Here is a 25,240-nt window from a genome sequence, read left to right as displayed (position 1 = left end):
TGCGCAGTGTTATTTACATCTATGCTGAAGGATATCCTCATGTACCAGGATCTGATTCGTAACGAACTGAACGAAGCGGCGGAAACGCTGGCGAATTTCTTGAAAGATGAAGCCAATATTCACGCGATTCAGCGCGCGGCGGTGCTGTTGGCGGACAGTTTCAAAGCGGGTGGTAAAGTGTTGTCCTGCGGTAACGGCGGTTCTCACTGCGATGCCATGCATTTTGCGGAAGAGTTAACCGGTCGCTACCGTGAAAACCGTCCTGGCTATCCGGCGATTGCTATCTCCGACGTCAGCCATCTCTCCTGCGTGAGTAATGACTTCGGTTACGACTACGTCTTCTCCCGCTACGTGGAAGCGGTTGGCCGTGAAGGCGACGTGCTGCTGGGTATTTCCACTTCCGGCAACTCCGGCAACGTGATCAAAGCGGTGGCGGCAGCGCGTGAGAAGGGGATGAAAGTCATCACTCTGACCGGTAAAGATGGTGGCAAAATGGCGGGTACAGCGGATGTTGAAATTCGTGTGCCGCATTTCGGTTATGCTGATCGTATTCAGGAGATCCATATCAAAGTGATTCATATCCTGATTCAGCTGATCGAAAAAGAGATGGTTAAGGCTTAAGGAAGGCTATTTTATTTGCCATTTTGCACCTGGGCAGTGCTCAAAATCCTCACGTACTCTGTGTACGCTCCGGTTTTTCCGCGCTGTCCCTGTTCAACCTGGCTGCAACAATTACGCCTTCCCAGAATTAAGGCGTTTTTGGGGGTGAGTATGTGCGAACTGCTCGGTATGAGCGCCAATGTGCCGACCGATATCTGTTTTAGTTTTACCGGGCTTGTCCAGCGCGGTGGTGGAACCGGGCCGCATAAAGACGGCTGGGGCATCACTTTTTATGAGGGCAAGGGCTGTCGCACGTTCAAAGATCCGCAACCGAGTTTTAACTCCCCGATCGCGAAGCTGGTGCAGGACTATCCGATCAAGTCCCGCTCGGTAGTGGCGCATATTCGCCAGGCTAACCGTGGCGAAGTGGCGCTGGAAAATACCCATCCGTTCACCCGCGAGCTGTGGGGCCGCAACTGGACTTACGCACATAACGGCCAACTGAGCGGCTATAAATCGCTGGAGACCGGCAATTTTCGCCCGATTGGCGAAACCGACAGCGAAAAAGCGTTCTGCTGGTTGCTGCATAAGCTTACGGAACGTTATCCGCGCACGCCGGGCAATATGACGGCTGTGTTTAAGTACATTGCCTCGCTGGCAACGCAACTGCGCGAGAAGGGCGTTTTCAATATGCTGTTATCGGACGGGCGCTACGTGATGGCGTTCTGCTCGACGAATCTGTTCTGGATCACCCGCCGTGCGCCGTTTGGTGTGGCGAAGCTGCTGGATCAGGACGTTGAAATTGATTTTCAGCGGGAAACCACACCAAACGATGTGGTTACCGTGATCGCCACTCAGCCGTTAACCGGCAACGAAACCTGGCAAAAGATTATGCCAGGCGAGTGGGCATTATTTTGCCTGGGGGAGCGTGTAGTTTGACGCCAACTGTGGCTGAACGGCGGTGTTCAGCGGCTTGTTGACGACGTAGCGACCATCCACAACCGAGACAACCGGCGGCTGGTGGGTGGTAGCAAAATAGTCGTAACCCGGCTTCAGCTGTTTCCAGAAATCCGCATAGGTCGAATATTTGTGACGCTGCATATTGGCGTCGGTCATGCGGAACGGATAGATGCTCAGTTGCACGTTCGGCTGCCCAAAGACCAGCGCGGCAGTTACAAACTGGAAGATCTCATCAATGTTCGAATCCGTCATGGCATAGCAGCCAATCGAGACGCAGGCACCGTGGATCATCAGGTACTTGCCTTCATAGCCGTGGGCGCGGTCATAGGTATTCGGAAAACCAATGTTGATCGCTTTGTAGAAGCGGCTGTCCGGCTTCAACTGATTACGCTGAATGGAGTAAAACCCTTCCGGGCTTTTAAAATCGCCCTGGCGCTGTTTCGGGCCGAGACCGCCGGAGTAATTGCAGATTTTATAGCTGTCGAGCAGTTGGTATTGCTCGCCCATTTTGACGTAGAGATCAAGGGTGCGCTCTTCTTTGAAGATTTGGATATAAACCGGCGACCCCATTAACTGCTGCTTATATTCTTTGCTTACCGGCGTAATCGAACTGTTGCTGCCCATTAAGCCAGCGAACGAGACGCACGGGATCAGAAGCATCGCAATAAACAATGCGATTTTGCGCATACAACTTGTTTCCTTGATAAAGCGAATACCACATTGCCAGGACGGCAAAAGATGCCCAAAATTCAGACTAATCTGTTTCGGAGCGCCCACATTAGCATTACGGCATTTTTTCGCAAGCCAGAATAGAGTCCATCCTTCACGCTTCATCTTTTTTTGGCGATATTTTCGCCATTGCGCAAATTGTGTTCTGTTTTGCGTTTCAAACACCTGGCCGTTTAGCTGGGGGTTATTATGAAACTAAAACGGCAGAAGTAACCATCAAATTACCCTCTTTTCGGCGGTTTTACGCACTGGCTTCTCATTTCACTGGACTGTGCTGTATACTTATCCAGTGTTCTGTGAGGGCGTACGCATGCGCAAAATCATACATGTCGATATGGATTGCTTTTTCGCGGCGGTCGAGATGCGCGATAACCCCGCCCTGCGCGACATCCCCATTGCCATTGGCGGCAGCCGCGTTAAGCGTGGCGTTATCAGCACCGCCAATTATCCGGCGCGTAAATTCGGCGTGCGCAGCGCAATGCCCACGGCAATGGCGCTGAAACTTTGTCCTCACCTTACTCTGCTGCCCGGCCGTTTTGATGCTTATAAAGAAGCGTCAAATCAGATCCGCGAGATCTTTTCCCGCTACACGACATTGATTGAACCGCTTTCGCTGGATGAAGCCTATCTGGATGTTACCGACAGCCCGCACTGCTACGGCTCAGCAACGCTGATGGCGCAGGAGATCCGCCAGACTATTTTTAATGAAACGCAGCTAACGGCTTCGGCGGGCGTGGCGCCGGTAAAGTTTCTCGCCAAAATTGCCTCCGATCTCAATAAACCCAACGGCCAGTACGTGATCACGCCAGCGGACGTTCCGCAATTTCTCCGCACGCTGCCGCTAAGCAAGATTCCGGGCGTCGGCAAAGTGTCGGCGGCAAAACTGGAGACGCTGGGGCTGCGCACCTGTGAAGATGTGCAGCGCAGCGATCTGGCGATGTTGCTTAAACGCTTTGGTAAATTTGGCCGTATTTTGTGGGAGCGCAGCCAGGGCATTGATGAGCGGGAAATCAGTAGCGAGCGGTTACGTAAATCCGTCGGCGTGGAGCGCACGCTGGCAGACGATATTCACCACTGGGAAGAGTGCGAAGCGATTATTGAGCATTTATACCCGGAGCTGGAGCGACGGCTGGCCAAAGTGAAGCCGGATCTGCTGATTGCCCGCCAGGGCGTAAAGCTGAAGTTTAATGATTTTCAGCTCACTACCCAGGAACATGTCTGGCCGCGCTTAAATAAAGAGGATCTGCTGGCAACGGCGCGGAAAACGTGGGATGAGCGTCGCGGCGGGCGCGGTGTGCGGCTGGTAGGGCTGCATGTGACGTTGCTGGATCCGCAACTGGAGCGGCAACTGGTGCTGGGGTTATAAATGAATGTCCGCGCCGGGCGGCGCGGACAGCGGGCTTATTTCGCCGGAATCGCTTTCAGCAGCTCGGTCAGCAGCGTCCAGTAGTGGCCCACGCTTTCGATATGCACTTGCTCATCCGGAGAGTGCGGGCCAGTAATGGTTGGCCCAATGGAGACCATGTCCATGTTCGGGTACGGTTTTTTGAACAGACCGCACTCCAGACCTGCGTGGATCACCTGAATGTTCGGCGTTTTGTTGAACAAACGCTGATAAGTCTCACGCACCAGCGCCATTACCGGCGAATGCGCATCCGGCTGCCAGCCCGGGTAGCCGCCTTTCGGCGCCGTTTTCGCGCCAGCCAGCGCGCCCAGCGATTCCAGCATGCTCACCACGTAATCTTTACCGCTATCAACCAGCGAACGGATCAGGCAGATGATTTCCGCGCTGTCGTCCTGCAGGGTAACCACGCCGACGTTCAGCGAGGTTTCAACCACGCCTTTTGCCACGTCGGAGTTACGAATGACGCCGTTTGGCGTGGCGTTCAGCAGGCGAACAAACGTGTCGCGGGAAGCCGTGGTCAGCGCGGATTTATCGCTGCTTGCGCTTTCCAGCAGCACCACCAGGTTCTTCTCTTTCATCTCCAGCTCGTTTTTCAGGATTGCCTGATACGTGCTGGCCAGCGTTTTGAGCTGCGCGGCGTTAGCGGCCGGAACAGCGACTACGGCAATCGCTTCGCGCGGGATCGCATTGCGCAGGGTGCCGCCAGTGAAATCGAGCAGACGCAGATCCAGTTCCGCCGCATGTCCGGCCAGGAAGCGCGCCAGCAGTTTATTGGCGTTGCCCAGACCGACATGAATTTCCGCGCCGGAGTGGCCGCCTTTCAGGCCTTTCAGCGTCAGTTTGAAGGTTTCATAACCGGCCGGTACGGCTTCGCGGGTCAGCGGCAGGGTGGTGATAAAATCGATCCCGCCCGCGCAGCCCATGTAGATCTCACCCTCTTCTTCAGAGTCGGTGTTAATCAGAATGTCTGCCTGCAGCCAGTTGGCCTGCAAACCAAACGCGCCGTCCATACCCGCTTCTTCGGTCATGGTCAGCAGCACTTCCAGCGGGCCGTGTTGCACGGTGGAATCGGCCAGAACGGCCAGCGCAGAGGCCATACCGATGCCGTTATCCGCGCCGAGCGTGGTGCCGCGCGCTTTAACCCATTCGCCATCGATATAAGGGCGAATCGGATCGGTGGTGAAGTCATGAACGGTGTCGTTATTTTTCTGCGGCACCATGTCCAGGTGCGCCTGCAATACGACCGGTTTGCGATTTTCCATGCCGGCGGTGGCCGGTTTGCGGATCAGAATGTTGCCCACCTGGTCGCGCTCTGCGTGGAGACCTTTTTCCTTCGCCCAGCCCATAATATGTTCGGCGAGTTGTTCTTCATGGTAGGACGGGTGAGGAATAGAACAGATTTTGGCAAAAATATCCCACAGCGGTTGTGGCGATAGTTGAGACAGTTCAGACACGATGAGTCTCCTTACAAAGAGCCTGCGAAACTTACCTTGCAGGTCACAGGGTTAAATAAACGGGCATCGCAAGAGCGCCTTGCGAGATGGCGTTGAGAATAACACTTTCTTGCCAGACTGCGAGCCTGTAAACGTGGAAAAAGCGCCGCTAATGCCGGGTAATACTGGTTTTTAGTGCCGCAGATCTCTATAATCTCGCGCAACCTATTTTCCCCTGGAATACTTTTTAAGCCGTAAAACACGGGCTGGGACACTTCACATGAGCGAAAAATACGTCGTCACCTGGGACATGTTGCAGATTCACGCACGCAAACTGGCTGCCCGACTGATGCCTTCAGAACAATGGAAAGGCATTATCGCCGTAAGCCGCGGCGGTCTGGTACCGGGTGCATTACTGGCGCGTGAGTTGGGCATTCGTCATGTTGATACCGTTTGCATCTCCAGCTACGACCACGATAACCAGCGCGAATTAAAAGTGCTGAAACGTGCGGAAGGCGATGGTGAAGGTTTTATCGTGATTGACGATCTGGTTGACACAGGCGGTACTGCGGTAGCCATTCGTGAAATGTATCCGAAAGCGCACTTTGTCACCATCTTCGCCAAACCGGCAGGTCGCCCGCTGGTTGATGATTATGTTATTGATATTCCACAGGATACCTGGATTGAACAGCCGTGGGATATGGGCGTGGTTTTCGTTCCGCCTATCAGCGGCCGTTAATTCCCCCCGCACGTTCTGCTAACGCCCGGTTCTACCGGGCGTTGTTCATTTTGTCGCACCTCAGGTTACAATAACCTCCAGTGATAGATACATGGAGGCTGCGTGCGATGTCACAAGCCAATCTTAGCGAAACCCTGTTCAAACCCCGTTTCAAGCATCCGGAAACATCAACGCTGGTACGTCGGTTCAACGCTGGCACGCAGCCGCAGATCTTATCAACGCTGGACGGTAAAAACGTCCTGCACTGGTATCGCATGCTCAACCGCTTAATGTGGATTTGGCGCGGTATTGATGCCCGCGAGATCCTCGAAGTACAGTCGCGCATTGTGATAAGCCAGGCCGAGCGCACCGATCCGGAACTCTACGATACGGTGGTGGGTTACCGCAGCGGTAACTGGATTTACGAATGGTCCACGCAGGCGATGCTGTGGCAGCAAAAGGCGATGCAGGAGCAGGAAACGACGCAGAGCGGTCGCCACTGGCTGCGAGCCTCCAGCCTGTACAGCCTGGCAGCTTATCCGCACATCAAGGGCGATGTGCTGGCCGAGCAGGCGCAGGCGCTGGCGAATCGCGCCTATGAAGAGGCGGCGCAGCGCCTGCCTGGGGCGCTCAAAGAGATGCAGTTCAGCATTCCGGGCGGTTCGCCAGTGACCGGTTTTTTGCATATGCCCCCTGGCGACGGTCCTTTCCCGACGGTATTAATGTGCGGCGGGCTGGATGGCCTGCAAATCGATTACTACACCCTCTATGAGCGTTACTTCGCTCCGCAGGGAATGGCGATGTTGACGCTGGATATGCCTTCTGTCGGCTTTTCGTCGAAATGGAAATTAACCCAGGATTCGAGTCTGCTGCATCAGCACGTTTTAAAAGCGCTGCCGAATGTTCCGTGGGTCGATCATACGCGGGTCGCGGCGTTTGGCTTCCGTTTTGGCGCAAACGTAGCGGTACGCCTGGCTTATCTGGAAGCGCCGCGCCTGAAAGCGGTGGCGTGTCTGGGGCCGATAGTGCATTCGCTGCTTAACGAGCCGTTACGCCAGGGGCAGGTTCCGGAAATGTATCTTGATGTGCTGGCCAGCCGTCTGGGGATGCATGATGCTTCCGATGAAGCGCTGCGCGTTGAGTTGAATCGCTACTCCCTGAAAACTCAGGGCTTGCTCGGACGGCGTTGCCCAACGCCGATGCTTTCTGGTTTCTGGCAAAACGATCCGTTCAGCCCGGAAGAGGAGTCGCGTTTAATCAGTACGTCATCGAGTGAAGGCAAACTGTTGGAGATCCCCTTCAATCCGGTCTATCGCAATTTTGATAAGGCGTTGGAGCAAATAACCGGATGGATCAACCATCATTTCCGTTAATAGATTGATAAATTCTATTGATTTGGTAAAACAGTTGCTTCACAAAAGGAGATCGCAATGACGTTACCGAGTGGACATCCGAAAAGCAGACTGGTTAAAAAATTTACTGCGCTTGGGCCTTATATCCGCGAAGAGCAGTGCGAAGATAACCGCTTTTTCTTTGATTGCCTGGCTGTTTGCGTCAACGTAAAACCAGCGCCGGAGAAACGCGAGTTTTGGGGATGGTGGATGGAAATGGAAGCGCAAGAAAAACGTTTTACCTACCGTTATCAGTTTGGTCTGTTTGATAAAGAAGGGCACTGGAAGCCGACGGCAATTAAAGATCAGGAAGTGGTCGATCGCCTCGAACAGACGCTACGTGATTTTCACGAACGGGCGCGTACGATGCTGGCGTCCTTAGAGTTGAAGCTGGAACCTGCCGATAATTTCAAAGAGTCATTGAAACTCCCCGCGTAAATTCCCCCCTGAATAAAAAAAAGCCCGATCGCCTTTCACGTATCGGGTTTCTGACCCAGGCCAGCTTGTAACCTGAATCAGATTAAAGAAATGCCCTCAGTCGAGGGCATTAATATAACGAGGGTGTTAAGGGTTCAAAAACTTAGAACTGGTAGGTCACGGCAACGGCAACAACGTCGTCATTCGCCAGACCCAGTTTGTTATCGTCTTTTAGCTGGTTGATTTTGTAATCCACCATCGCAGAGATGTTTTTGTTGAAGTAGTAAGTTGCGCCAACATCGATGTAGTTAACCAGATCTTCGTCGCCAATCCCTTTTTCCAGATCTTTGCCTTTGGTCATCACATAGCCCAGGGACGGACGCAGGCCGAAGTCGAACTGATACTGGATAACCGCTTCGAAGTTCTCGGTTTTGTTAGCAAAACCTGAGCCCAGACCGGTAGAAGATGCGGCAGATACTGGCGTCATGTTGTAGGCGATGCCGTACATAGTAGCGATATACAGGTTATTGGCGTCGTATTTCGCGCCGGTTGCCCAGGCTTCGGCTTTCTCGCCGCGACCAAACGCTGCGGCGTTCTGCGCGGTGGTACGGTCAGAGTTAGCATAGGCACCAATCAGGCTGAACGCGCTGCCGCCGAAGTTATAGGAGAGAGAAGTGCCCCAGCCGTCGCCGTTTTGTTTGCTAACAGCGCGGCTGCTTTCATTTTTCCCCTGGTATTGCAGGGTCATGTTCAGACCGTCGATCATGCCAAAGAAGTCGGTGTTGCGGTAAGTAGCAACGCCAGAGGTACGTTTGGTCATGAAGTTATCGGTACGGGCCAGACCGTCACCGCCGAATTCCGGGAACATATCGGTTATGGCTGCCACGTCGTACAGCACGCCCAGGTTACGACCGTAGTCGATAGAACCGACGTCTTTCATTTTCAGGCCAGCAAATGCCAGACGGGTTTTCTGGCTGGATGTTGCATTGTTATTGTTGGTTTCGTCGTTGTTACCGGCAAATTCGGCTTCCCAACGACCAAAACCGGTCAGCTGATCGTTAATCTGCGTTTCGCCTTTGAAACCGAAACGAACATAAGTTTTATCACCGTCGTTGCTGGTATCGTCGCTGAAGTAGTGCATGGCTTTCACTTTGCCGTACACATCCAGCTTGTTGCCGTTCTTGTTATAAACTTCCGCTGCGTGAACGGATGCAGAAGCGACAACGCTCATTACCATTAATGCCAGAGTGCTCTTTTTCATTTTGATTCCTGATTTAACTAACGCGCTAATATTCGCTGGGCATATACCCCGTGAAAAAACAGGAAGGGTTTTATCGCTCTGAAATTAAACATTTATGACAAATTAAGAATATTTTTAAAAAGTTGTGTTTTAGTGTGTTTGCAATAAAAACGTCAAAATCTACCGTTACGCTTGCTGATCCCGCGCAACAAAAAAGTGGCCTGATTGCACTGACGGTTGGCAATCGCCGCGACTCCTGTTACAACGTCTGACGACTATCGATATTTCTTATTTTTTCTAAAAAACGGCAGAGAATCATGAGTGACAGCCAGACGCTGGTGGTAAAACTCGGCACCAGTGTTTTAACGGGCGGTTCCCGTCGCCTGAACCGCGCCCATATTGTGGAACTGGTGCGCCAGTGCGCGCAGCAACACGCCGCCGGGCATCGTATTGTAATTGTGACTTCCGGGGCGATTGCCGCAGGGCGCGAACACCTCGGCTACCCGGAATTACCCGCCACCATCGCCTCGAAACAACTGCTGGCGGCGGTGGGACAGAGCCGTTTGATTCAGTTATGGGAACAACTGTTTTCTATTTACGGTATTCACGTCGGGCAGATGTTGCTGACCCGCGCGGATATGGAAGACAGAGAGCGCTTCCTTAACGCGCGCGACACGCTGCGCGCGCTGCTTGATAACAATATCGTGCCGGTGATTAACGAAAATGACGCGGTCGCGACGGCGGAAATCAAAGTCGGCGACAACGATAACCTCTCTGCGCTGGCAGCGATTCTGGCTGGTGCGGATAAACTGCTGCTGCTGACCGATCAGCAGGGGCTGTTCACTGCCGATCCGCGTAACAACCCGGATGCAGAACTGATTAAAGATGTTTACGGCATCGATGATGCCCTGCGTGCGATTGCGGGTGACAGCGTTTCTGGCCTTGGCACTGGCGGAATGGGCACCAAATTGCAGGCTGCCGATGTCGCCTGCCGCGCCGGGATCGACACCATTATCGCTGCAGGCAGCAAGCCGGGCGTGATTGGCGATGTGATGGAGGGGATCTCCGTGGGAACGCGTTTCCACGCGCAAGCTTCGCCGCTGGAAAGCCGCAAACGCTGGATCTTCGGCGCGCCGCCAGCGGGTGAGATAGCCGTTGATGAAGGCGCCACTGCCGCGATCCTCGAACGTGGCAGTTCACTGTTGCCGAAAGGCATTAAAAGCGTGACAGGCAACTTCTCCCGTGGTGAAGTGATCCGCATCTGTAATTTGCAGGGGCGTGATATTGCCCACGGCGTTACCCGCTATAACAGCGATGCGCTACGCCGTATTGCCGGACATCACTCGCAGCAAATCGACGCCATTCTGGGCTATGAATATGGCCCTGTCGCTGTTCACCGCGACGACATGATTACCCGTTAAGGAGCAGAAGTATGCTGGAACAAATGGGCATTGCTGCAAAAGCAGCATCATACAAGCTGGCATTGCTCTCCAGCCGCGAGAAAAACCGCGTGCTGGAAAAAATCGCCGATTATCTGGAAGCGCAGTCGCACGAGATCCTGCTGGCGAACGAGCAGGATCTGCTGGAAGCTCGCCGCAACGGCCTGAGCGAAGCGATGCTCGACCGTCTGGCGCTGAACCCGGCGCGCTTAAAAGGGATCGCCGACGATGTTCGTCAGGTTTGCAAACTGGCCGATCCGGTCGGCCAGGTGATCGACGGCGGTTTGCTGGACAGCGGCCTGCGCATTGAGCGCCGTCGCGTGCCGCTGGGCGTTATCGGCGTGATTTATGAAGCGCGCCCGAACGTGACCGTTGATGTGGCTTCGCTGTGCCTGAAAACCGGTAACGCGGCAATCCTGCGCGGCGGCAAGGAAACCTGGCGCACCAATGCGGCCACGGTAAAAGTGATTCAGCAGGCGCTGGAAGAGTGCGGCCTGCCTGCCGGTGCGGTACAGGCGATTGAAAGCCCGGAGCGCGAACTGGTCAATCAAATGCTGCGCATGGATAAATACATCGACATGCTGATTCCACGCGGCGGCGCGGGTCTGCACAAGCTGTGCCGCGAGCAGTCAACTATCCCGGTGATCACTGGCGGTATTGGCGTCTGTCATATCCTGGTGGATGAGTCTGCCGAGATCGAACCGGCGCTGAAGGTGATCGTCAACGCCAAAACGCAGCGCCCAAGCACCTGCAATACTGTCGAAACCCTGCTGGTGCATCAGGATATTGCTGCGACTTTCCTGCCTGCGCTGAGCAAACAGATGGCGGAAAGCGGCGTTACGCTTCACGCCGATGAACAGGCTTTGGCGCTGCTGAAAAGCGGCCCGGCAAAAGTGGAAGCGGTGAAAGCGGAGCAGTATGACGACGAGTTTTTGTCGCTGGATCTGAATGTGAAAATCGTGGCCGACCTCGATGCGGCTATCGATCATATTCGTCAGCACGGCACGCAGCACTCCGATGCTATCCTGACCCGCACGCTGCGCAATGCGGAGCGCTTTATCAATGAAGTGGATTCTTCGGCGGTGTATGTGAACGCTTCCACGCGCTTTACCGATGGCGGTCAGTTTGGCCTTGGCGCGGAAGTGGCTGTCAGCACGCAGAAACTGCACGCGCGCGGCCCGATGGGCTTAGAAGCGCTGACCACCTATAAGTGGATTGGTTTTGGCGACAATACCGTTCGCGCATAAATAAAACGGGCGGTACATCCAATGCTGATGTATCGCCCGTTGGTTATTTTCCGGTTCTGACTTCTTCTGCGCGCCTGCAAATTCCTCTCGCGAATAACTTCAACGATCGGCCTGTTTACAGGCGCGAAGCCTTACATTTTATAGCGCCGGATGGCATCCATAAGCTCGTTTGCCTGCTGCAACAGCCCGGAAGCGGTGCTTTTGGACTCTTCCGTCAGCTGCACGTTGCGCTGTACGGTGGTTTCGAGTTGCGTCACCGCTTTGCTGATTTCATTGATGCCTTTGGTTTGTTCCTCTGTCGCCAGGCTGATTTCAGCAATCATGGTGGTTACCGAGGAGACGCTACCGACGATTTTTTGCATTGTCGTACTGGTATTATCAACCTGCTGCACGCCGGAGGCGACGCTGCTTACCGTGGTGTCGATGAGGTTGCTGATCTCTTTCGCCGCCTCTGCGCTACGGCTGGCCAACTGCCGCACTTCATTGGCGACAACGGCAAATCCACGCCCCTGTTCACCAGCGCGCGCCGCTTCTACCGAGGCGTTGAGCGCCAGAATGTTCGTCTGGAAAGCGATGCCGTTGATCACGCTGGTAATCACGCTAATTTGTGACGATGCGGCTTCAATCTCTTTCATCGTCTTAATAAGATAATGAACAGAATCAATGCCTTGCTGTGCGTCACTTGCCGCGTCAACGGCAGCCATATTCGCCTCGCGGGAGGTGGCCGACGAGTGGGCGACGTTGGCAGAGATCTCCTCAAGCGATACTGACGTCTGTTGCAGGCTGGCAGCAGACTCTTCCGTGCGCAGAGCCAAATCATCGTTTCGGGATGACATCTCTATCGCCGCGGTGCGTACCAGCCCGCTGTTGTTGCGGATGCTGGTCATCGCTTCGACCAGTTTGTCGGTGAAGCCGTTGAAGGCTATAGCGATTTGTGCGATTTCATCTTTGCCGTGTACCGGTAAACGCTGCGTCAGATCGCCCTTATCGGAAGAGAAGAATTCGTCCATCGCTTCACGGATCTTAATCAGAGGCGCAACGCTCTTCTGCGTAATGTAGCCGACGGTCAGCACAGATAAACAGATCAGAACAAGCAGCGAAATGGCGGACGTTTGCAGTAAGGTATTCATCCCGCTTCTGACTTCATTTTTATCAATCGCTACAACGATATACCACGCTGTGCCTTTAATCGGGCGAGCCAGCAGATAGGCATCGGCCCCGGAAACGGTTGCTTCAACTGGCGTAGCGGAAGCGAGTAGTTGAGATAAATTAAGTTTTGGGCTGACAGAACTCAGCGGCTTCATGGTGAGATCATCATTGGGGTGCGCAATGATTTGCCCTTGCGAATCGATAAGCATGCCAAAACTGTGCGGTGTTGGATGTATTGCCCGGACGTTTTTAATAATTTCATCCATCGCGATATCGCCTTCGATTACCGCTTGCAACACATTATTGTTGAAAGCAGGTGTGGCGATAGTCATCGTCAAACGACGGGAAGAGATATCCTGGTAAGGCTCAGTAATGATGGTTGTTCTGGCATTATTAGCCTCGATATACCACGGCCTGCTGGTAGGATCATATCCTTCAGGAATACCTGAAGGGTCGGAAGATAAAACATGCTTGTCAGTAAATGCAATGTCGACATTTAAGAAGTTTCCGGCAGCGGCGGCTTGCTTAAGCAACGCTACCGGGTCCGGGTGATAAACATAAGGTGTGAGATTTGATATTTGCGCAATTCGCGTGGTGACCCATTGTTCTATTGTTGTTGTGTTACTTTCCGCTAAGGAAGTCAGGGTTGAGTTGATCGACTTTGTCGTCGCATTATTACTGATAAAATAGTTAATTGCGGTGTTCAGAGAAAGTGATAGCACCAGAATTGCGACCACAATAAATAATATTCGATTCCGAAAAGATGAGAGCATAAAGCGTCCTTGTGGCTCGAGTAATACAACTAAGCATGATGGGGTAATAACCCATATATAATACTTTACTCAATCAGTAAGGGAAGCTTTCATATAGGTTGAATACAGCGCTTTTATGTGGCTAATCATGCTGATGAATAAAAATAGCTGTAGAAATAAGGGCGTATTGTCTTAACCTATTTAAATGTTTTATAGGATTCTACTTAATATATAAGAATGTAGTGAATTAAGAGAATTATCTGTACTTAAATAACGTCTTTAAATAAAATGATACCTGTAATAAATGAACAATATTTATTATAAATTCACGAGTAATTTGCGTGAATTATATAAACACATCTGTACATACTTTTAGCCCATTTGACCCGATTACGATATGGCCGTGGTGAAGGTATACAGAAACGGTACGATTGCTGGAAATGCCAGCAATCTCCCTGCGACAACACGCTCCACCGCGCAGAAATGATGCAGGGTGGTGCAAAAGTAGCCGTTTGATTCCCAAGGGCATTGACGCATCACTCGCTTAGTTTTAACCTTCTACTCCGTGATTCACACTCGTGAACGCATCGCAGGGCCGATATAGCTCAGTTGGTAGAGCAGCGCATTCGTAATGCGAAGGTCGTAGGTTCGACTCCTATTATCGGCACCATTCTAACGTCTCCCCAAGTCTACTAAAGTTCACTGAAACCCCTTATACTCTGCGCTTTACAGCCCCATTTAGTATTTCTACGTCTACTAAAGTTCCCTGAAATCTACGGTCATTTGGGGGGACTTATGGGGGGATATGCTGTTCGGTCTAGAGGAGGTACCCCCAAGTGAAACTAAACGCCCGGCAGGTGGACGCCGCCAAACCTAAAGATAAGCCCTACAAGCTGGCTGATGGTGGTGGTTTGTATCTCCTGATTAAACCTAATGGCGGCAAATACTGGCGGCTCAAGTATCGTGTAGCCGGTAAAGAGAAGCTGTTAGCGCTTGGCGTGTATCCTGAAGTCACATTGGCCGATGCTCGGTCAAAACGTGAAGAAGCCAAAAGGGGTATCGCTGGGGGTATCGATCCTATGGAAGCGAAACGGGAAGAGAAGATTGCCCGTGAAACTCAGTTAAACAATACCTTCAAAGATCTTGCCCTTGAGTGGCACAGCAGCAAACTAAAAAAATGGTCTGCTGGGTATGCTTCAGACATCCTGGAAGCTTTCAACAAAGATGTGTTCCCTTACATTGGCAAAAAACCAATAGCCGATATCAAACCGCTTGAACTGTTGAATGTGCTGCGGCGCATTGAGGGGCGCGGCGCTACAGAAAAGGCCAAAAAAGTTAGGCAGCGCTGCGGGGAAGTTTTCCGTTACGCAATAGTCACCGGCCGTGCTGAGTATAACCCCGCTCCGGATCTCACCAGCGCCATGCAAGGGCATGAGTCCAATCATTATCCTTTCCTCACACCGAAAGAATTGCCTGATTTCTTCAAGGCGTTGTCAGGATATACCGGAAGCGCGTTAGTAGTTTTGGCCGCTCGTCTGCTGATTATCACCGGCTTGCGTACCGGCGAACTCCGCGGGGCATTTTGGGATGAAATCAAAATCAGTAAGGCGGTCTGGGAAATACCAGCCTCACGTATGAAAATGCGTCGCCCTCACGTGGTGCCGTTGTCCAGGCAAGCTCTTACGCTTATTGGCCAGCTCCAAGAGCTGACAGGCAATTACCCGCTTATGTTCCCTGGCCGTAACGATCCGCGAAAAACAATGAGTGAAGCCAGCATAAACCAAGTTTTTAAGCGGATTGGCTATGACGGAAAAGTCACCGGGCACGGTTTCCGGCACACCATGAGTACCATCCTGCACGAACAGGGCTACAACACCGCGTGGATAGAAACGCAGCTGGCACACGTCGACAAAAACTCTATTCGAGGTACTTATAACCATGCTCAATACATAGACGGCCGCCGTGAAATGCTTCAATGGTATGCCGACTATATGGAGGCGTTGGAAAACGGCGAAAATGTAGTGCATGGAACGTTTGGGAAAAGCGCTTAACTGTATGTATAGACAGTGCTAATTGACAGTAGTAGACTTCTGTAGACGAACAATAATTAGGCATAGTCTAGGCTGGTCACCGAAAACCCGCACACCTTTGCGGGCTGACATATCCGAATAATCAGAGGGATGAGGTGGTGTAATGTCTGAAAATATTTCTATACCCTTTTCATTTTGTCGATTAAATAGAGCTGCTGATTTCTTAGGGATGAGTAATGAGGATCTACTTAGCCTTGCATTATCCGAGAAAATAATCCTTTGCGTTAGGTTAGATGGTTTAAATTCAGTACTTTTGGTCGATGGTAAACCCGAGGAGTTGGATGAATGGTATTTATCTTTAAAAAATGATGGCAGTGTATTAGCTGCTGCATTTTATTTATCGAAATACACATCGTTTTCCATTGATCGACTTTCTTACGATGAAGAGAATGAACAATGTATCTTTCATCCAAGGTTTTATCAAAGTTTAGATGCAAAGGGCAATCCATTAGGCAATCAATCCCAAAGTCATAGCGGAAGAGCCTATGGTCTCTGGGTTCCTCAGTTACCGGTAATAAATTCGATAATGAACTATGGACGTTCTTCTCTTTTATGGGGGTCTTTAGGCCTTTATCGTACAGATGAAAATACACCTGGTTTATGTTTAATTCCTTTGCCGATACACTCCGATAGTAACGATATTGATGATGAGGATGATAGCGATGAATGTGAAGAAAATTATCCAGATGTCGAAATAGCTGCAAATGACTTGTGGATAACATCAGAACAGGTGAGAAAATTACTAAACCATAATGGTGACTACAGCGATCTACCTCAGTGTAGTGATAATGAGACTTTCCTAACTGCCGATTTGGTGAAAAAAGTAAACAAAAACAACCAAAGCGCTGAACGTCATGCAATAAATCGGGAGAAACTATACAAATATGCGATAAGCTTATTATCGAAATATCCTGAGGAATGTCGAGGCGAACGCAAGGAAATAAGTCCTGAAAAATGGCGTGATTGCATTATGGCTCGTCAAAATGAGATACCTCCATTACCAATCACAAATGAAGATGTGATACTAAGACATCTGAGAGCTGCAGCAAATAACAAGGGGTAGAGTTAATTCACTCTACGGGTACAGTGGGTTTACTGTGCCTTATCCTTACCCCACACTAACGACATAATTCCTCCTGTAATCTATTGGCGTCTATCGATGACGCCACACGTAAACAGGAGGATAGATGTCAGTACGCCTTATTAAAATGCCTGAAGTTATGCGCCGCACCGGCAATGGAAAAGCCTGGATTTACAGGCTGATATCTCAAGGCCGCTTCCCTCGCCCCGTCAAAGTTGGGGCACGAGCTATCGCATTTGTAGAAAGTGAAGTTGATGAATGGATAAGCCGGCGCATTGAAGAGCGTGATGCTCTAATTTCCACAAAACCTCAAGTGACACTTTTATAGAAGAGTTGCATGCCTTATCTAAAATCACATCTTTACTATGAATCTATAGAAGATTTTTACGTGATCTGAAATCTTTAATGCATTGAATTTTATGGATATTATTTGTTTTAGGTAAACAGGACCCTGCTTTATCGTAGTGCTTGTGTCCGCTAAATACACTCTTGTGAAACTGGGAAATAGATTGTATGTTATTTGTGTGAATAGGATCTTTTAAAGTAATCTTCGACTATATTTCAAGTAAATTCGTTTTATATGGAGATAAATATGGATGCTATGTTAAATAGCCTTAAGCTTGCAAATTCAGCTAACGAATTAATAAGCGATGAAACGTATGAACGCCTCAAAAGACTGATTTCAACAGGTAATGCCATTGTATTTGTAGGTGCAGGATTTTCAAAAGAATCAATAAACATAATTGGAAGTACCCCGCCTTTAGCGAAAGATCTTGCTTTGCAAATTTCAAATAAGTCAGCAAACTATTTAAAAGAAATTGGTGCCGACTCTCATTATATTGAAGAAATTAAACAATGTGATGATTTAATGGTGGCTTCAGATTTCTTTCTTAACAATATCCCTCAAAAAGACGAACTTCTACAATTACTTAAAGATAATTATACAATTAAAGATGTTACGCAAGAGCAGATAGATATCTTCAGTATGAAGTGGCGAAGGATATACACTACAAACTATGACAATGCTATTGAACTTTCTTTGATTAAATCAGGAAAATCGGTCACTCCTCTAACGCTCGAAGATGCACCAAATCAGTACAAGTCAGCTGAAGATATCTGCCTCCACATCAATGGAAGAATTGAGCGTTCAAAAGAAAGCGATCTTGATTCTGCTATAAAACTAACAACATCATCCTATCTTTCTCCGGAGCAGTTCCTAACATCGAGCTGGTATAGGCAGTTTAAAGCCGATATAGACAATGCAAGTGCTATAGTTTTTCTTGGGTATTCGATGTATGACATTGATATTCAGAAAATTTTCTTTAATGATTCCTCTATTAAAAGTAAAACCTTTTTTATTACCAGGGAAGGCACCACCAAATTCCAAAATTATAAGTTAGCCATGTTTGGAGAAGTGATAAATATTGGTGTGAACGCCTTTTCCCATATTGCTGCCAAGTGCATTGAAGAATCACATCAAGACAAAGAAGTTGGTTTGATAAATTCTTTAGAGCTCTATATTCCTGGGGAGGAACATGATGAAATAAGAGATAATGACATCGCCAATTTTATGATCTTTGGGAAAGTGAGCGATCGATATATAGATGAAGTCACTCTCAATGATAATATGCATGACAAGATAATTTTACGTGAAGAAGTTAGTAAAATTATTGAACATATTGAAACAGATAATGATATTTTAATTGCCAGCGATTTAGGTAATGGCAAAAGTATAATGACTCGAATGTTAATGTCGAAATTATCAAGGAAAGGATATCTCTGTTTTTATTATTTATATAATGAATTTAGCTTCAGTAAGGACATTGAACGATTATCCAAGTTGGGGCAAAAAATTATTATTTTCATAGATGATTATAGTAACTGCATTGATGATACTCGTTATGCCATAGAAAACCGTAAGGACAATATACAGCTTGTACTGACTACGCGTCATTTTGGCTATGAAAATACTAAGCAACATTTATTAACGATGGATATGAGCAGTTTTAAAACTCATAGCGTCGATTATTTATCAGATTCCGAAGTTGATAATTTCGTACATATAGTTGATCACTTGGGGGGATGGGGCGAAAAAGCAGGGCTTTCTAGGCATGAAAAATTATCAGAACTTGATGAAAATGCTAGGAGCCAACTTTCGTTCTTGCTATTATCAATCCTCAAATCCGAAGCTATACAATCTAGAATTCGAGAAATATCTAATCTTGCACTCAATGATAAAGAATATAAAGAAACAGTTTTTGCCATTCTATTATTAGATGTCATAGGTCTCCCATTGGTAAGATCTTTAATTTCAGATGTGGCGGTTAATGAAAAAATTTACAGCGCGGAGTTTACTGAAAATGAAGGCGTTAAAAACTTATTCATCATAAATAATGGCATGGTTAAGACTAAATCTAGCACGCTGTCTAGATTCCTTATAGCGAATATTTTTGAACATAAGTATGTTGTAAATCAATTGCTTAAGGTTATTGAGCATTTATATGTTATTAATAAAGATGCAAAAGATCATAGATTACAAACTTTGATTACTTCTCTACTGAGATTCTCTATTATTGAAAAGCTTCTCCCACAAAGACGTGTGGAAATAAATTATTTTTATGAGAAAGTTAAACATATTATTCCTAATCTAATAAATGATCCGCATTTCTGGGTGCAATATGCAATGTCTATGATACCATTCAAAGACTATCCAAGTGCTGATAGATATTTAGCCACTGCCTATTCCTTGGCTGCAAGAAAAGATAACTATCATACAAAAAATATTGATACGCAGCGTGCAAGATTACATCTTTTGGTCTCTCTTACAAAAACTGGAAATGAGGCATACCTTGAGTTTGAGGCCGGTGACAACCTTATACGAATTATTCCAAATGATATTTATAAATACCGTCAGGTGCTTAGATATAGGGACATATATGAAAAAGTTTATCCAACTTTTAATGCTAAACAAAAGGTATTTTATGAGCATGCTGTAAAACGTATTATAAAAGAATCAGAAAGCCCTGAGTTGGTTGAGGATTTAACTTATAAAATTGGTGTAAATTGGCTCGATAAGTTGCGTGGCAATTTAAAATTGATAGTGGAAAATATACAGGAAAATAGACCTAAAGGTAAAAAATAACTCTTAATTAGAGCCTGTTTCTTACAGGCTCTAATGCTTTAGTAAGTTTAGAAGAAACTAACCTTAAGAAAATGCGTTGACTATACGGAAAAAATCATTGGGGGTACTTTTGGGGGTATCAATTTCATCAATGTAATAAAAAACATTAAAAAACAACGGTTTTTGTTTTTTGTTTCGTTCCTATTAGCTCCTGCGGACGTTCTTTGGGCAAGATCGGTCAGGCAAGCTGAATCGCCTTCGAGCATATTAAGCAGCACGGAGGAAGCCATGTGTGATAAGAAAACTGATAGTTACGCCAGACGTTTTAAACAGGTCTTTGATTATATTGACGGTCATCTCGATGACACATTATTACTGGAAAAACTCAGTGAAGTGGCGCATTTCTCGCCATTTCACTTCCATCGTCAGTTTTGTAGTTATTGTGGGATGCCACCTGGTCGTTACATCCAGATGATGCGCTTAAAACGCGCCTCTTATCGGCTGGCTTTTAATCCGTTAGAGAAAATCACTGATATCGCGCTCGACGCCGGTTTCCAGCATTCTGAATCATTTAGCCGTGCTTTCAGACAAATGTTTGGTCTCTCACCGACGCAATTTCGCCAGCAACCCCCCTGGGTGGATTGGCATAAGCGCATATCCGAACCTTATAAAGCCAGGAGACAAACGATGCAAGGCGAGATCAAGATCATCCATTTTCCCGCGACATCAGTCGCAATGCTGACTCATTATGGGCAACCGGAGCTAATAAACGAAACTGCGGCCCGCTTTATTGAATGGCGAAAAACCACCGGTTATTCGCCTGTTGCCAGCAGCCAGACCTACGGTATTGCACCACACGATCCGGACTTAACTCCGCCGGATGAATTTGAGTTCCATATTTGCGGGACAGTAACGTCACCGATTGCGGAAGACAATCGCTTCGGGGTGATAAATAGTGACATCCCTGCTGGTCGATGTGCGGTGTTGCGCCATCAGGGATCGCATGATGCATTAACCGGGTTGGCTAAGGCGCTATATCGTGACTGGTTGCCTGAGAGTGGCGAGGAACTCCGCGACTTCCCGCTTTTCTTTCATTACCACAACTTTGTGTATGAGGTGGCGGAACATGAATTACTTACGGATATCTATTTGCCGTTGAAATGAACTGATTCAGCCGGTCATTTTTATCGTTGCCTCGGGTATGAGGCCCGCCCCGAAGCATCCGGGCGGAATCTCATCACCTGGCTGCAGTAAATGCAAGGATAATCAAAGAACTCGGTAACCGCGATACGGCCGTGGCACATAGCAAGACAGACAAAGCACCCGCCGGCGCTTTGTCTGCGCAGAGAACTACTGTGCCAACGGTTTACGTACAAAGAAACCATAGAGACAGGCGCCAAGGAACAGCAGGCAGCCGCCGAGAATAAAGACGTTGGTGAAGTGGCCGGTAGCATCAAGGATAATCCCGGTGATCACTGGCGCCAGCGCTGCACCGAGGAAACCGCCAAAGTTCTGGATCGCACCGAGGGAAGCAACCTGCTCTTTTGGTGCCATGTCTGCTGCCAGCGCCCAGATAACTCCGGATGGCATTTGCGAGCAGAAATAGCCCAGCGTCAGTAGCGTAATCGCAGTACCGCTGTTGCTGACGAACGGAATTGGCATCACAAAACAGGCCGCCATCGTCGCACCCAGCACAATAGGCACCTTACGCGCCGTTACCGCATTAACCCCTTTGCGCACCAGACGGTCAGAGATCATCCCGCCGCACAGCACGCCAAGAATACCGGCGAAGAACGGAATCGACGCAATCAAGCCCGTCTGCTTCAGGCTAAAGCCCAGCGACGTTTCCAGATAACCCGGCAGCCAGGTCAGGTAAACCCAGATAGTAAACATGATGCAGAAGTTGCCGGAAATCATCAGCCAGGTCGTTTTGTTGCGGAACAGGTCGCCCCAGTTTACCTGCGGTTTATCCACTGTGGTTACGGCGACTTTACCGGTATGAATCAGCATCGCTTCCCGCGCATCCGGATCGCGATAAAACCTCAACCACGCCAGCACTAACGGAATCCCTAACAGACCTATGGTGATAAACATCCCGCGCCAGCCTACCCACAGCAGCAGAACGGTCAGCAGCGGCGGAGCAATGGCATTCGCAATTTGCGAACCGGTATTGATGATCGATGTCGGCAGGCCGCGCTCTTTATCCGAAAACCAGCTTTGGGTGATCTTGATACCCGAGGTAAAGAACGGGGACTCAGCAACCCCTAACAGCACCCGCAGACCGTAGAAAAAACTGTAGGTGTTCACAAATCCCATCAGGAAGGTCACGGCGGACCAGAGAGTCAGCGCACCGGTGAACATCTTCTTCGGACCAAAGCGGTCTACCAGCCATCCGGCGGGCAGGTTAGCCAACGCATAAGGCCAGAGGAACGCCGACAGCAGCAGGCCCATTTCAGTGCCGGAGAAACCAAACTCCTTCGAAATCGTGGTATTGGCGATACTCAGGTTGGCGCGGTCAAGGTAGTTCACCACCGCAGCCAGGAGCAGAATTAAAATGATTCCCCAGCGACGGCGGGAGAGCTTCGGCGGCGCAATTGCCGTGGCGGAAGCCGGATTTACTGTGCTCATACCGTCTCCTCCAGTAACGCACGATCGATTTTGATAACCGCCTTGCGCAGATGATTAACCCCACCACTCTGCGGATGGCAGCACGGACGATGAATATCCTGCGGAAAGAAAATCGCGAACATACCGGGCGTTAACGTCACCTGCGTCTCTTCTTCTTCAACCTGCCAGAACATGATGTCCTGCTGCGGTGTACGGTCATCAACAACGGTATGCAGACCGCTTTCTACACGGCTGACGCCCATGCGCTCATGACCCGAGATCAGATACTGAATATCGATAAACTGGCGGTGCGACTCCGGGCGCGCCTCTTCAAAAGGTACGCTGTCCATCTCCTGCAACAGGCAGAACAGCTTGCCAGGGATCAGGTCGATTTTGCCCGGCACGAAATCCTGAAAATCATTCTGCGCAAGAAAAGCCAGCGCCTGACGAATCACCGGATGGAAAGCGGATTCCTGGACAGGCCATGCCTTCATACTGGTTACGATCATAATGGCATCCTCTGCTTAGCCAGCGATACGCTGACGCCATTGTTCGGTTCCGGCACGAATCTGGTCGAGGATCACCGTCAGCCCCCAAAACTTATTCAGCACATCATCCTTGTTAACCCGGCAGGTGATGCCGTCAAAGGTCCCGAGGCGCTGATGATAAATTTTGGCGTTTTTCGGATAGCCCAGCGTTTCGGTCACGGCCCCCAGCGAGAGGAAAATCGCCAGTTCATCGGCCAGCGCGCGCTGCTTTTTCCCTTCCCGCCATAACCAGCTGTACAGCTCAGGATGGAAGTTGGTAAACACGCCGCTAAAGCCCTGCGAACCCGCCAGAATCGCCGGCCAGGCAATCGCCGCGTTGGCGTTAATAACGTTGAGCGGCGTCCCCTGAGCCAGACGTACGCGACGTTCAACGGTCAGCAGATCGCAGCTCACATCCTTCAGCACAATGAAACGGCCGCTATTGGCGCACCAGGTAAATTCATCATCGCTTAGCAGGCGGCGATATGGCGCCGGACACTCGTAAAGGCCGAGCGGCAGAGAGGTCGGCAGCGTTTCCAGCAGCGTATTGAGCGTAGCGTAGAAGACTTCGCTGCCCTCGTTTCGCGGATCGAGATGGTTGGTCACCAGCACCAGAGCATCAATACCGGTCTGCGCCATCGCCAGCAGCTCGGTTTTTTGTGCTTCAATATCGTCGCTGATATGACCAGAGGCGATAACCGGAATGCGGCCATTAACGTGCTGTACCACAAAGCGCGCCAGCTCAACACGTTCCTCTAAAGAAAGGAACTGCATTTCGCTTGACTGGCAGACGGCAAACAGCGCATCAACCCCTTTCTCCAGATACCAGTCGATTAATTTCGCCAGCGCCGGATAATCAATCCGATCGTCAGCTGTAAATGGCGTCAGCATTACCGGAACAATACCGTTGATCGTTTTCATATTATTTTTCCTGAGTTCAAAGGGTACGGAGTCGTGCGTTTGCCTGTTCGAAATCAGGCATGTTGGATGCCCCTTCCAGCTCAACGGCCAGAGAGGCAAAGGCGGAGGCCCAGGTTGTGGCCTGCACCAGACTGTTTCCGGCGGCCAGCGAGGCGGCTAGCGCACCGTTAAAAGCATCGCCAGCACCGGTGGTATCCACGGTGACGGCAGGGAAGGCGCGAATATGGCTAAACTGGCGGTTGTCCAGCAGCAGTGCACCACGCGACCCCATTGTAATCAGCACCTTACTGGCGCCCAGTTCGGCAATGCGCAGAGCCGCTTCTTTTGCCGTATCAAGATCGGTAATGTCGATACCCGACAATAACGACGCCTCCGTTTCGTTCGGCGTAATGACATCCACAAAGGGAATGCTGGGTATAATTTCAGCAGAATAAGGGGCCGGGTTCAGAATCACTCGCTTACCCAGTTCGTGAGCGATCTTAATTATCGAGTGAGTGGCATCGAAATTATTCTCCAGTTGAACCAATAACACGTCAGACGAAGATAATTCCGGAATAATTGCCTGAATTTCATTGTGGGTAATAGTCTTATTTGCCCCAGAATAAATGGCAATCATGTTTTCGCCATTTTCCTGAGAAACATAAATAATCGCATTACCGGTTGGTTCACTCTCAGATTGATAAAGCGTGTAAGAGTGAATGGCAGAGCGAGTTAGGTGATCCGCGGCTAAATTACTGAACTGATCTTTACCCACCTTTGCGACAAAGTGCACCTGAGCACCGGCTTTACTGGCGGCCGTTGCCTGGTTAGCCCCTTTCCCGCCCGGCCCCAGACTGCTGCCCAGCGCCATTAGCGACTCTCCTCCCCGTGGGAAACGTTCAACTTTAGCTACAATGTCAACATTGAACGAACCAAATACACATACCTTGCCCTGCATAAATTTTCCTTTCTGTCGCTCATCACTGGGTGATTTCCGGTGATTAATAGGTTGCAGTAGCACCTCAAAACTATCACCGGTTTCAGAAATAAGTTCAGCCAGCAAACTACGGCGTGAAATAATTGCTCCGCCGTAACAGCGCTGCACCAGACCCATCTCTGCAAGAGTATTTAAATCACTGCGTATCGTTTCTTTCGTGACATTAAAATGCGCAGCAAAATAATTCACATAGCCACGCTCGTGCTCATCTAAATATTGCAAAATAGACTTTCTACGTTCTTCAAGAAACATAATGGACCCCGATAGCACTCTTGCAGTATACGAACTGACCAAAGCCGGAAGAGTGACATTAATCCCATGTTTTCAGGCAGAACGGAAGCAAACAAAAATGATGAAATGGGTTATCAGATACATGGCCTGCCCCGTTGATTAATACTCCGCGATGTCAGTAATGGCTTCATAAACCACATGAGGAC

General features: G+C 49.5%; 21 protein-coding genes and 1 tRNA gene. 14 read left to right on the top strand and 8 right to left on the bottom strand.

What is annotated here, in order from left to right; all coding sequences use genetic code 11:
* Positions 1-39: 39 nt before the first annotated feature.
* Both lpcA and AWR26_RS20515 read left to right on the top strand, forming a co-directional pair.
* Positions 40-621 (top strand): D-sedoheptulose 7-phosphate isomerase, encoded by a 582-nt coding sequence (gene lpcA, locus AWR26_RS20520; protein ID WP_007373312.1) that lies wholly within the window; start codon positions 40-42, stop codon positions 619-621.
* A gap of 150 nt (positions 622-771) precedes the next feature.
* Complete coding sequence (locus tag AWR26_RS20515) at positions 772-1,539, top strand: class II glutamine amidotransferase (RefSeq protein WP_007373313.1); 768 nt, start codon at positions 772-774, stop codon at positions 1,537-1,539.
* Here AWR26_RS20515 and dpaA read toward each other — a convergent pair.
* Entirely contained in the window at positions 1,510-2,247 is a 738-nt protein-coding gene (gene dpaA / locus AWR26_RS20510; RefSeq protein ID WP_064568338.1) for a peptidoglycan meso-diaminopimelic acid protein amidase, read from the bottom strand. The genes AWR26_RS20515 and dpaA overlap by 30 nt on opposite strands.
* 352 nt (positions 2,248-2,599) lie before the next feature.
* On the opposite strand from dpaA, the gene dinB reads away from it, so the two are divergent.
* The gene (dinB, locus tag AWR26_RS20505) at positions 2,600-3,655 is read left to right on the top strand and encodes a DNA polymerase IV (RefSeq protein WP_064568337.1); all 1,056 of its coding nucleotides are present in this window, start codon (positions 2,600-2,602) and stop codon (positions 3,653-3,655) included.
* Positions 3,656-3,690: 35 nt separating this feature from the next.
* Here dinB and pepD read toward each other — a convergent pair whose 3' ends face one another.
* Complete coding sequence (pepD, locus tag AWR26_RS20500) at positions 3,691-5,148, bottom strand: cytosol nonspecific dipeptidase (protein WP_064568336.1); 1,458 nt, start codon at positions 5,146-5,148, stop codon at positions 3,691-3,693.
* 259 nt (positions 5,149-5,407) lie between these two features.
* Here pepD and gpt point away from each other — a divergent pair, with 259 nt between their 5' ends.
* From gpt to crl, 3 genes are all read left to right on the top strand, one after another.
* Entirely contained in the window at positions 5,408-5,866 is a 459-nt protein-coding gene (gene gpt, locus AWR26_RS20495; RefSeq protein ID WP_003863205.1) for a xanthine phosphoribosyltransferase, read from the top strand.
* Positions 5,867-5,973: 107 nt separating this feature from the next.
* On the top strand, positions 5,974-7,218 hold the full coding sequence (frsA, locus tag AWR26_RS20490) for an esterase FrsA (protein WP_064568335.1): 1,245 nt from the start codon (positions 5,974-5,976) through the stop codon (positions 7,216-7,218).
* Between the two features lie 57 nt (positions 7,219-7,275).
* Positions 7,276-7,674: a sigma factor-binding protein Crl gene (gene crl / locus AWR26_RS20485; RefSeq protein WP_064568334.1), complete on the top strand. Its 399-nt coding sequence runs from the start codon at positions 7,276-7,278 to the stop codon at positions 7,672-7,674.
* Positions 7,675-7,816: 142 nt separating this feature from the next.
* Here the strand turns inward: crl and phoE are convergent, their stop codons facing one another.
* A complete protein-coding gene (gene phoE, locus AWR26_RS20480) occupies positions 7,817-8,914 on the bottom strand; it encodes a phosphoporin PhoE (protein ID WP_064568333.1) in 1,098 nt (365 codons plus the stop codon).
* A gap of 296 nt (positions 8,915-9,210) precedes the next feature.
* Between phoE and proB the strand changes: the two genes are divergently transcribed.
* On the top strand, positions 9,211-10,314 hold the full coding sequence (gene proB / locus AWR26_RS20475) for a glutamate 5-kinase (RefSeq protein ID WP_064568332.1): 1,104 nt from the start codon (positions 9,211-9,213) through the stop codon (positions 10,312-10,314).
* Positions 10,315-10,325: 11 nt separating this feature from the next.
* The gene (gene proA, locus AWR26_RS20470; RefSeq protein ID WP_064568331.1) at positions 10,326-11,579 is read left to right on the top strand and encodes a glutamate-5-semialdehyde dehydrogenase; all 1,254 of its coding nucleotides are present in this window, start codon (positions 10,326-10,328) and stop codon (positions 11,577-11,579) included.
* 131 nt (positions 11,580-11,710) lie between these two features.
* Here the strand turns inward: proA and AWR26_RS20465 are convergent, their stop codons facing one another.
* Complete coding sequence (locus tag AWR26_RS20465) at positions 11,711-13,501, bottom strand: methyl-accepting chemotaxis protein (protein ID WP_064568330.1); 1,791 nt, start codon at positions 13,499-13,501, stop codon at positions 11,711-11,713.
* A 573-nt stretch (positions 13,502-14,074) separates the two neighbouring features.
* Here AWR26_RS20465 and AWR26_RS20460 point away from each other — a divergent pair.
* The 6 genes from AWR26_RS20460 to AWR26_RS20435 all read left to right on the top strand — a co-directional run bounded on the left by AWR26_RS20460 (position 14,075) and on the right by AWR26_RS20435 (position 20,936).
* Positions 14,075-14,150, top strand: a tRNA-Thr gene (locus tag AWR26_RS20460).
* A 166-nt stretch (positions 14,151-14,316) separates the two neighbouring features.
* Complete coding sequence (locus AWR26_RS20455; protein WP_064568329.1) at positions 14,317-15,531, top strand: tyrosine-type recombinase/integrase; 1,215 nt, start codon at positions 14,317-14,319, stop codon at positions 15,529-15,531.
* Positions 15,532-15,673: 142 nt separating this feature from the next.
* The gene (locus AWR26_RS25820) at positions 15,674-16,633 is read left to right on the top strand and encodes a hypothetical protein (RefSeq protein ID WP_244256210.1); all 960 of its coding nucleotides are present in this window, start codon (positions 15,674-15,676) and stop codon (positions 16,631-16,633) included.
* 124 nt (positions 16,634-16,757) lie between these two features.
* Entirely contained in the window at positions 16,758-16,979 is a 222-nt protein-coding gene (locus AWR26_RS20445) for a helix-turn-helix transcriptional regulator (RefSeq protein ID WP_064568328.1), read from the top strand.
* A gap of 264 nt (positions 16,980-17,243) precedes the next feature.
* Positions 17,244-19,793: an SIR2 family protein gene (locus AWR26_RS20440; protein WP_064568327.1), complete on the top strand. Its 2,550-nt coding sequence runs from the start codon at positions 17,244-17,246 to the stop codon at positions 19,791-19,793.
* Between the two features lie 267 nt (positions 19,794-20,060).
* Positions 20,061-20,936, top strand: a complete 876-nt coding sequence (locus AWR26_RS20435) for an AraC family transcriptional regulator (RefSeq protein ID WP_064568326.1) — start codon at positions 20,061-20,063, stop codon at positions 20,934-20,936.
* Between the two features lie 186 nt (positions 20,937-21,122).
* On the opposite strand, the gene AWR26_RS20430 is transcribed toward AWR26_RS20435, so the two are convergent.
* Genes AWR26_RS20430 through AWR26_RS20415 form a run of 4 tightly spaced genes read right to left on the bottom strand, consistent with a single transcriptional unit; the run spans position 21,123 to position 25,055 of the window.
* Positions 21,123-22,400 (bottom strand): MFS transporter, encoded by a 1,278-nt coding sequence (locus tag AWR26_RS20430; protein WP_064568325.1) that lies wholly within the window; start codon positions 22,398-22,400, stop codon positions 21,123-21,125.
* Positions 22,397-22,888: a YhcH/YjgK/YiaL family protein gene (locus tag AWR26_RS20425; protein WP_064568324.1), complete on the bottom strand. Its 492-nt coding sequence runs from the start codon at positions 22,886-22,888 to the stop codon at positions 22,397-22,399. The genes AWR26_RS20430 and AWR26_RS20425 overlap by 4 nt, the downstream gene beginning before the upstream one ends.
* A 15-nt stretch (positions 22,889-22,903) precedes the next feature.
* Positions 22,904-23,827 carry a dihydrodipicolinate synthase family protein gene (locus tag AWR26_RS20420; protein WP_064568323.1) on the bottom strand — a complete coding sequence of 308 codons (924 nt, stop codon included), beginning with the start codon at positions 23,825-23,827 and terminating at the stop codon, positions 22,904-22,906.
* Positions 23,828-23,843: 16 nt separating this feature from the next.
* Entirely contained in the window at positions 23,844-25,055 is a 1,212-nt protein-coding gene (locus AWR26_RS20415) for a PfkB family carbohydrate kinase (protein ID WP_064568322.1), read from the bottom strand.
* Positions 25,056-25,240 lie beyond the last annotated feature (185 nt).

It is taken from the genome of Kosakonia oryzae (assembly GCF_001658025.2).
GTDB lineage: Bacteria > Pseudomonadota > Gammaproteobacteria > Enterobacterales > Enterobacteriaceae > Kosakonia > Kosakonia oryzae.
This window is presented reverse-complemented; position numbering and strand designations above follow the sequence as displayed.

What these genes read in the sequence shown, in the direction of transcription:
- AWR26_RS20435 (WP_064568326.1), top strand. Translation starts at nt 20,061, where the DNA reads ATGTGTGATAAGAAAACTGATAGTTACGCCAGACGTTTTAAACAGGTC.
- AWR26_RS25820 (WP_244256210.1), top strand. Translation starts at nt 15,674, where the DNA reads ATGTCTGAAAATATTTCTATACCCTTTTCATTTTGTCGATTAAATAGA.
- AWR26_RS20425 (WP_064568324.1), bottom strand. Translation starts at nt 22,888, where the DNA reads ATGATCGTAACCAGTATGAAGGCATGGCCTGTCCAGGAATCCGCTTTC.
- AWR26_RS20430 (WP_064568325.1), bottom strand. Translation starts at nt 22,400, where the DNA reads ATGAGCACAGTAAATCCGGCTTCCGCCACGGCAATTGCGCCGCCGAAG.
- lpcA (WP_007373312.1), top strand. Translation starts at nt 40, where the DNA reads ATGTACCAGGATCTGATTCGTAACGAACTGAACGAAGCGGCGGAAACG.
- AWR26_RS20440 (WP_064568327.1), top strand. Translation starts at nt 17,244, where the DNA reads ATGGATGCTATGTTAAATAGCCTTAAGCTTGCAAATTCAGCTAACGAA.
- AWR26_RS20415 (WP_064568322.1), bottom strand. Translation starts at nt 25,055, where the DNA reads ATGTTTCTTGAAGAACGTAGAAAGTCTATTTTGCAATATTTAGATGAG.
- dpaA (WP_064568338.1), bottom strand. Translation starts at nt 2,247, where the DNA reads ATGCGCAAAATCGCATTGTTTATTGCGATGCTTCTGATCCCGTGCGTC.
- AWR26_RS20465 (WP_064568330.1), bottom strand. Translation starts at nt 13,501, where the DNA reads ATGCTCTCATCTTTTCGGAATCGAATATTATTTATTGTGGTCGCAATT.
- dinB (WP_064568337.1), top strand. Translation starts at nt 2,600, where the DNA reads ATGCGCAAAATCATACATGTCGATATGGATTGCTTTTTCGCGGCGGTC.
- gpt (WP_003863205.1), top strand. Translation starts at nt 5,408, where the DNA reads ATGAGCGAAAAATACGTCGTCACCTGGGACATGTTGCAGATTCACGCA.
- proB (WP_064568332.1), top strand. Translation starts at nt 9,211, where the DNA reads ATGAGTGACAGCCAGACGCTGGTGGTAAAACTCGGCACCAGTGTTTTA.
- AWR26_RS20515 (WP_007373313.1), top strand. Translation starts at nt 772, where the DNA reads ATGTGCGAACTGCTCGGTATGAGCGCCAATGTGCCGACCGATATCTGT.
- proA (WP_064568331.1), top strand. Translation starts at nt 10,326, where the DNA reads ATGCTGGAACAAATGGGCATTGCTGCAAAAGCAGCATCATACAAGCTG.
- AWR26_RS20420 (WP_064568323.1), bottom strand. Translation starts at nt 23,827, where the DNA reads ATGAAAACGATCAACGGTATTGTTCCGGTAATGCTGACGCCATTTACA.
- frsA (WP_064568335.1), top strand. Translation starts at nt 5,974, where the DNA reads ATGTCACAAGCCAATCTTAGCGAAACCCTGTTCAAACCCCGTTTCAAG.
- phoE (WP_064568333.1), bottom strand. Translation starts at nt 8,914, where the DNA reads ATGAAAAAGAGCACTCTGGCATTAATGGTAATGAGCGTTGTCGCTTCT.
- AWR26_RS20445 (WP_064568328.1), top strand. Translation starts at nt 16,758, where the DNA reads ATGTCAGTACGCCTTATTAAAATGCCTGAAGTTATGCGCCGCACCGGC.
- crl (WP_064568334.1), top strand. Translation starts at nt 7,276, where the DNA reads ATGACGTTACCGAGTGGACATCCGAAAAGCAGACTGGTTAAAAAATTT.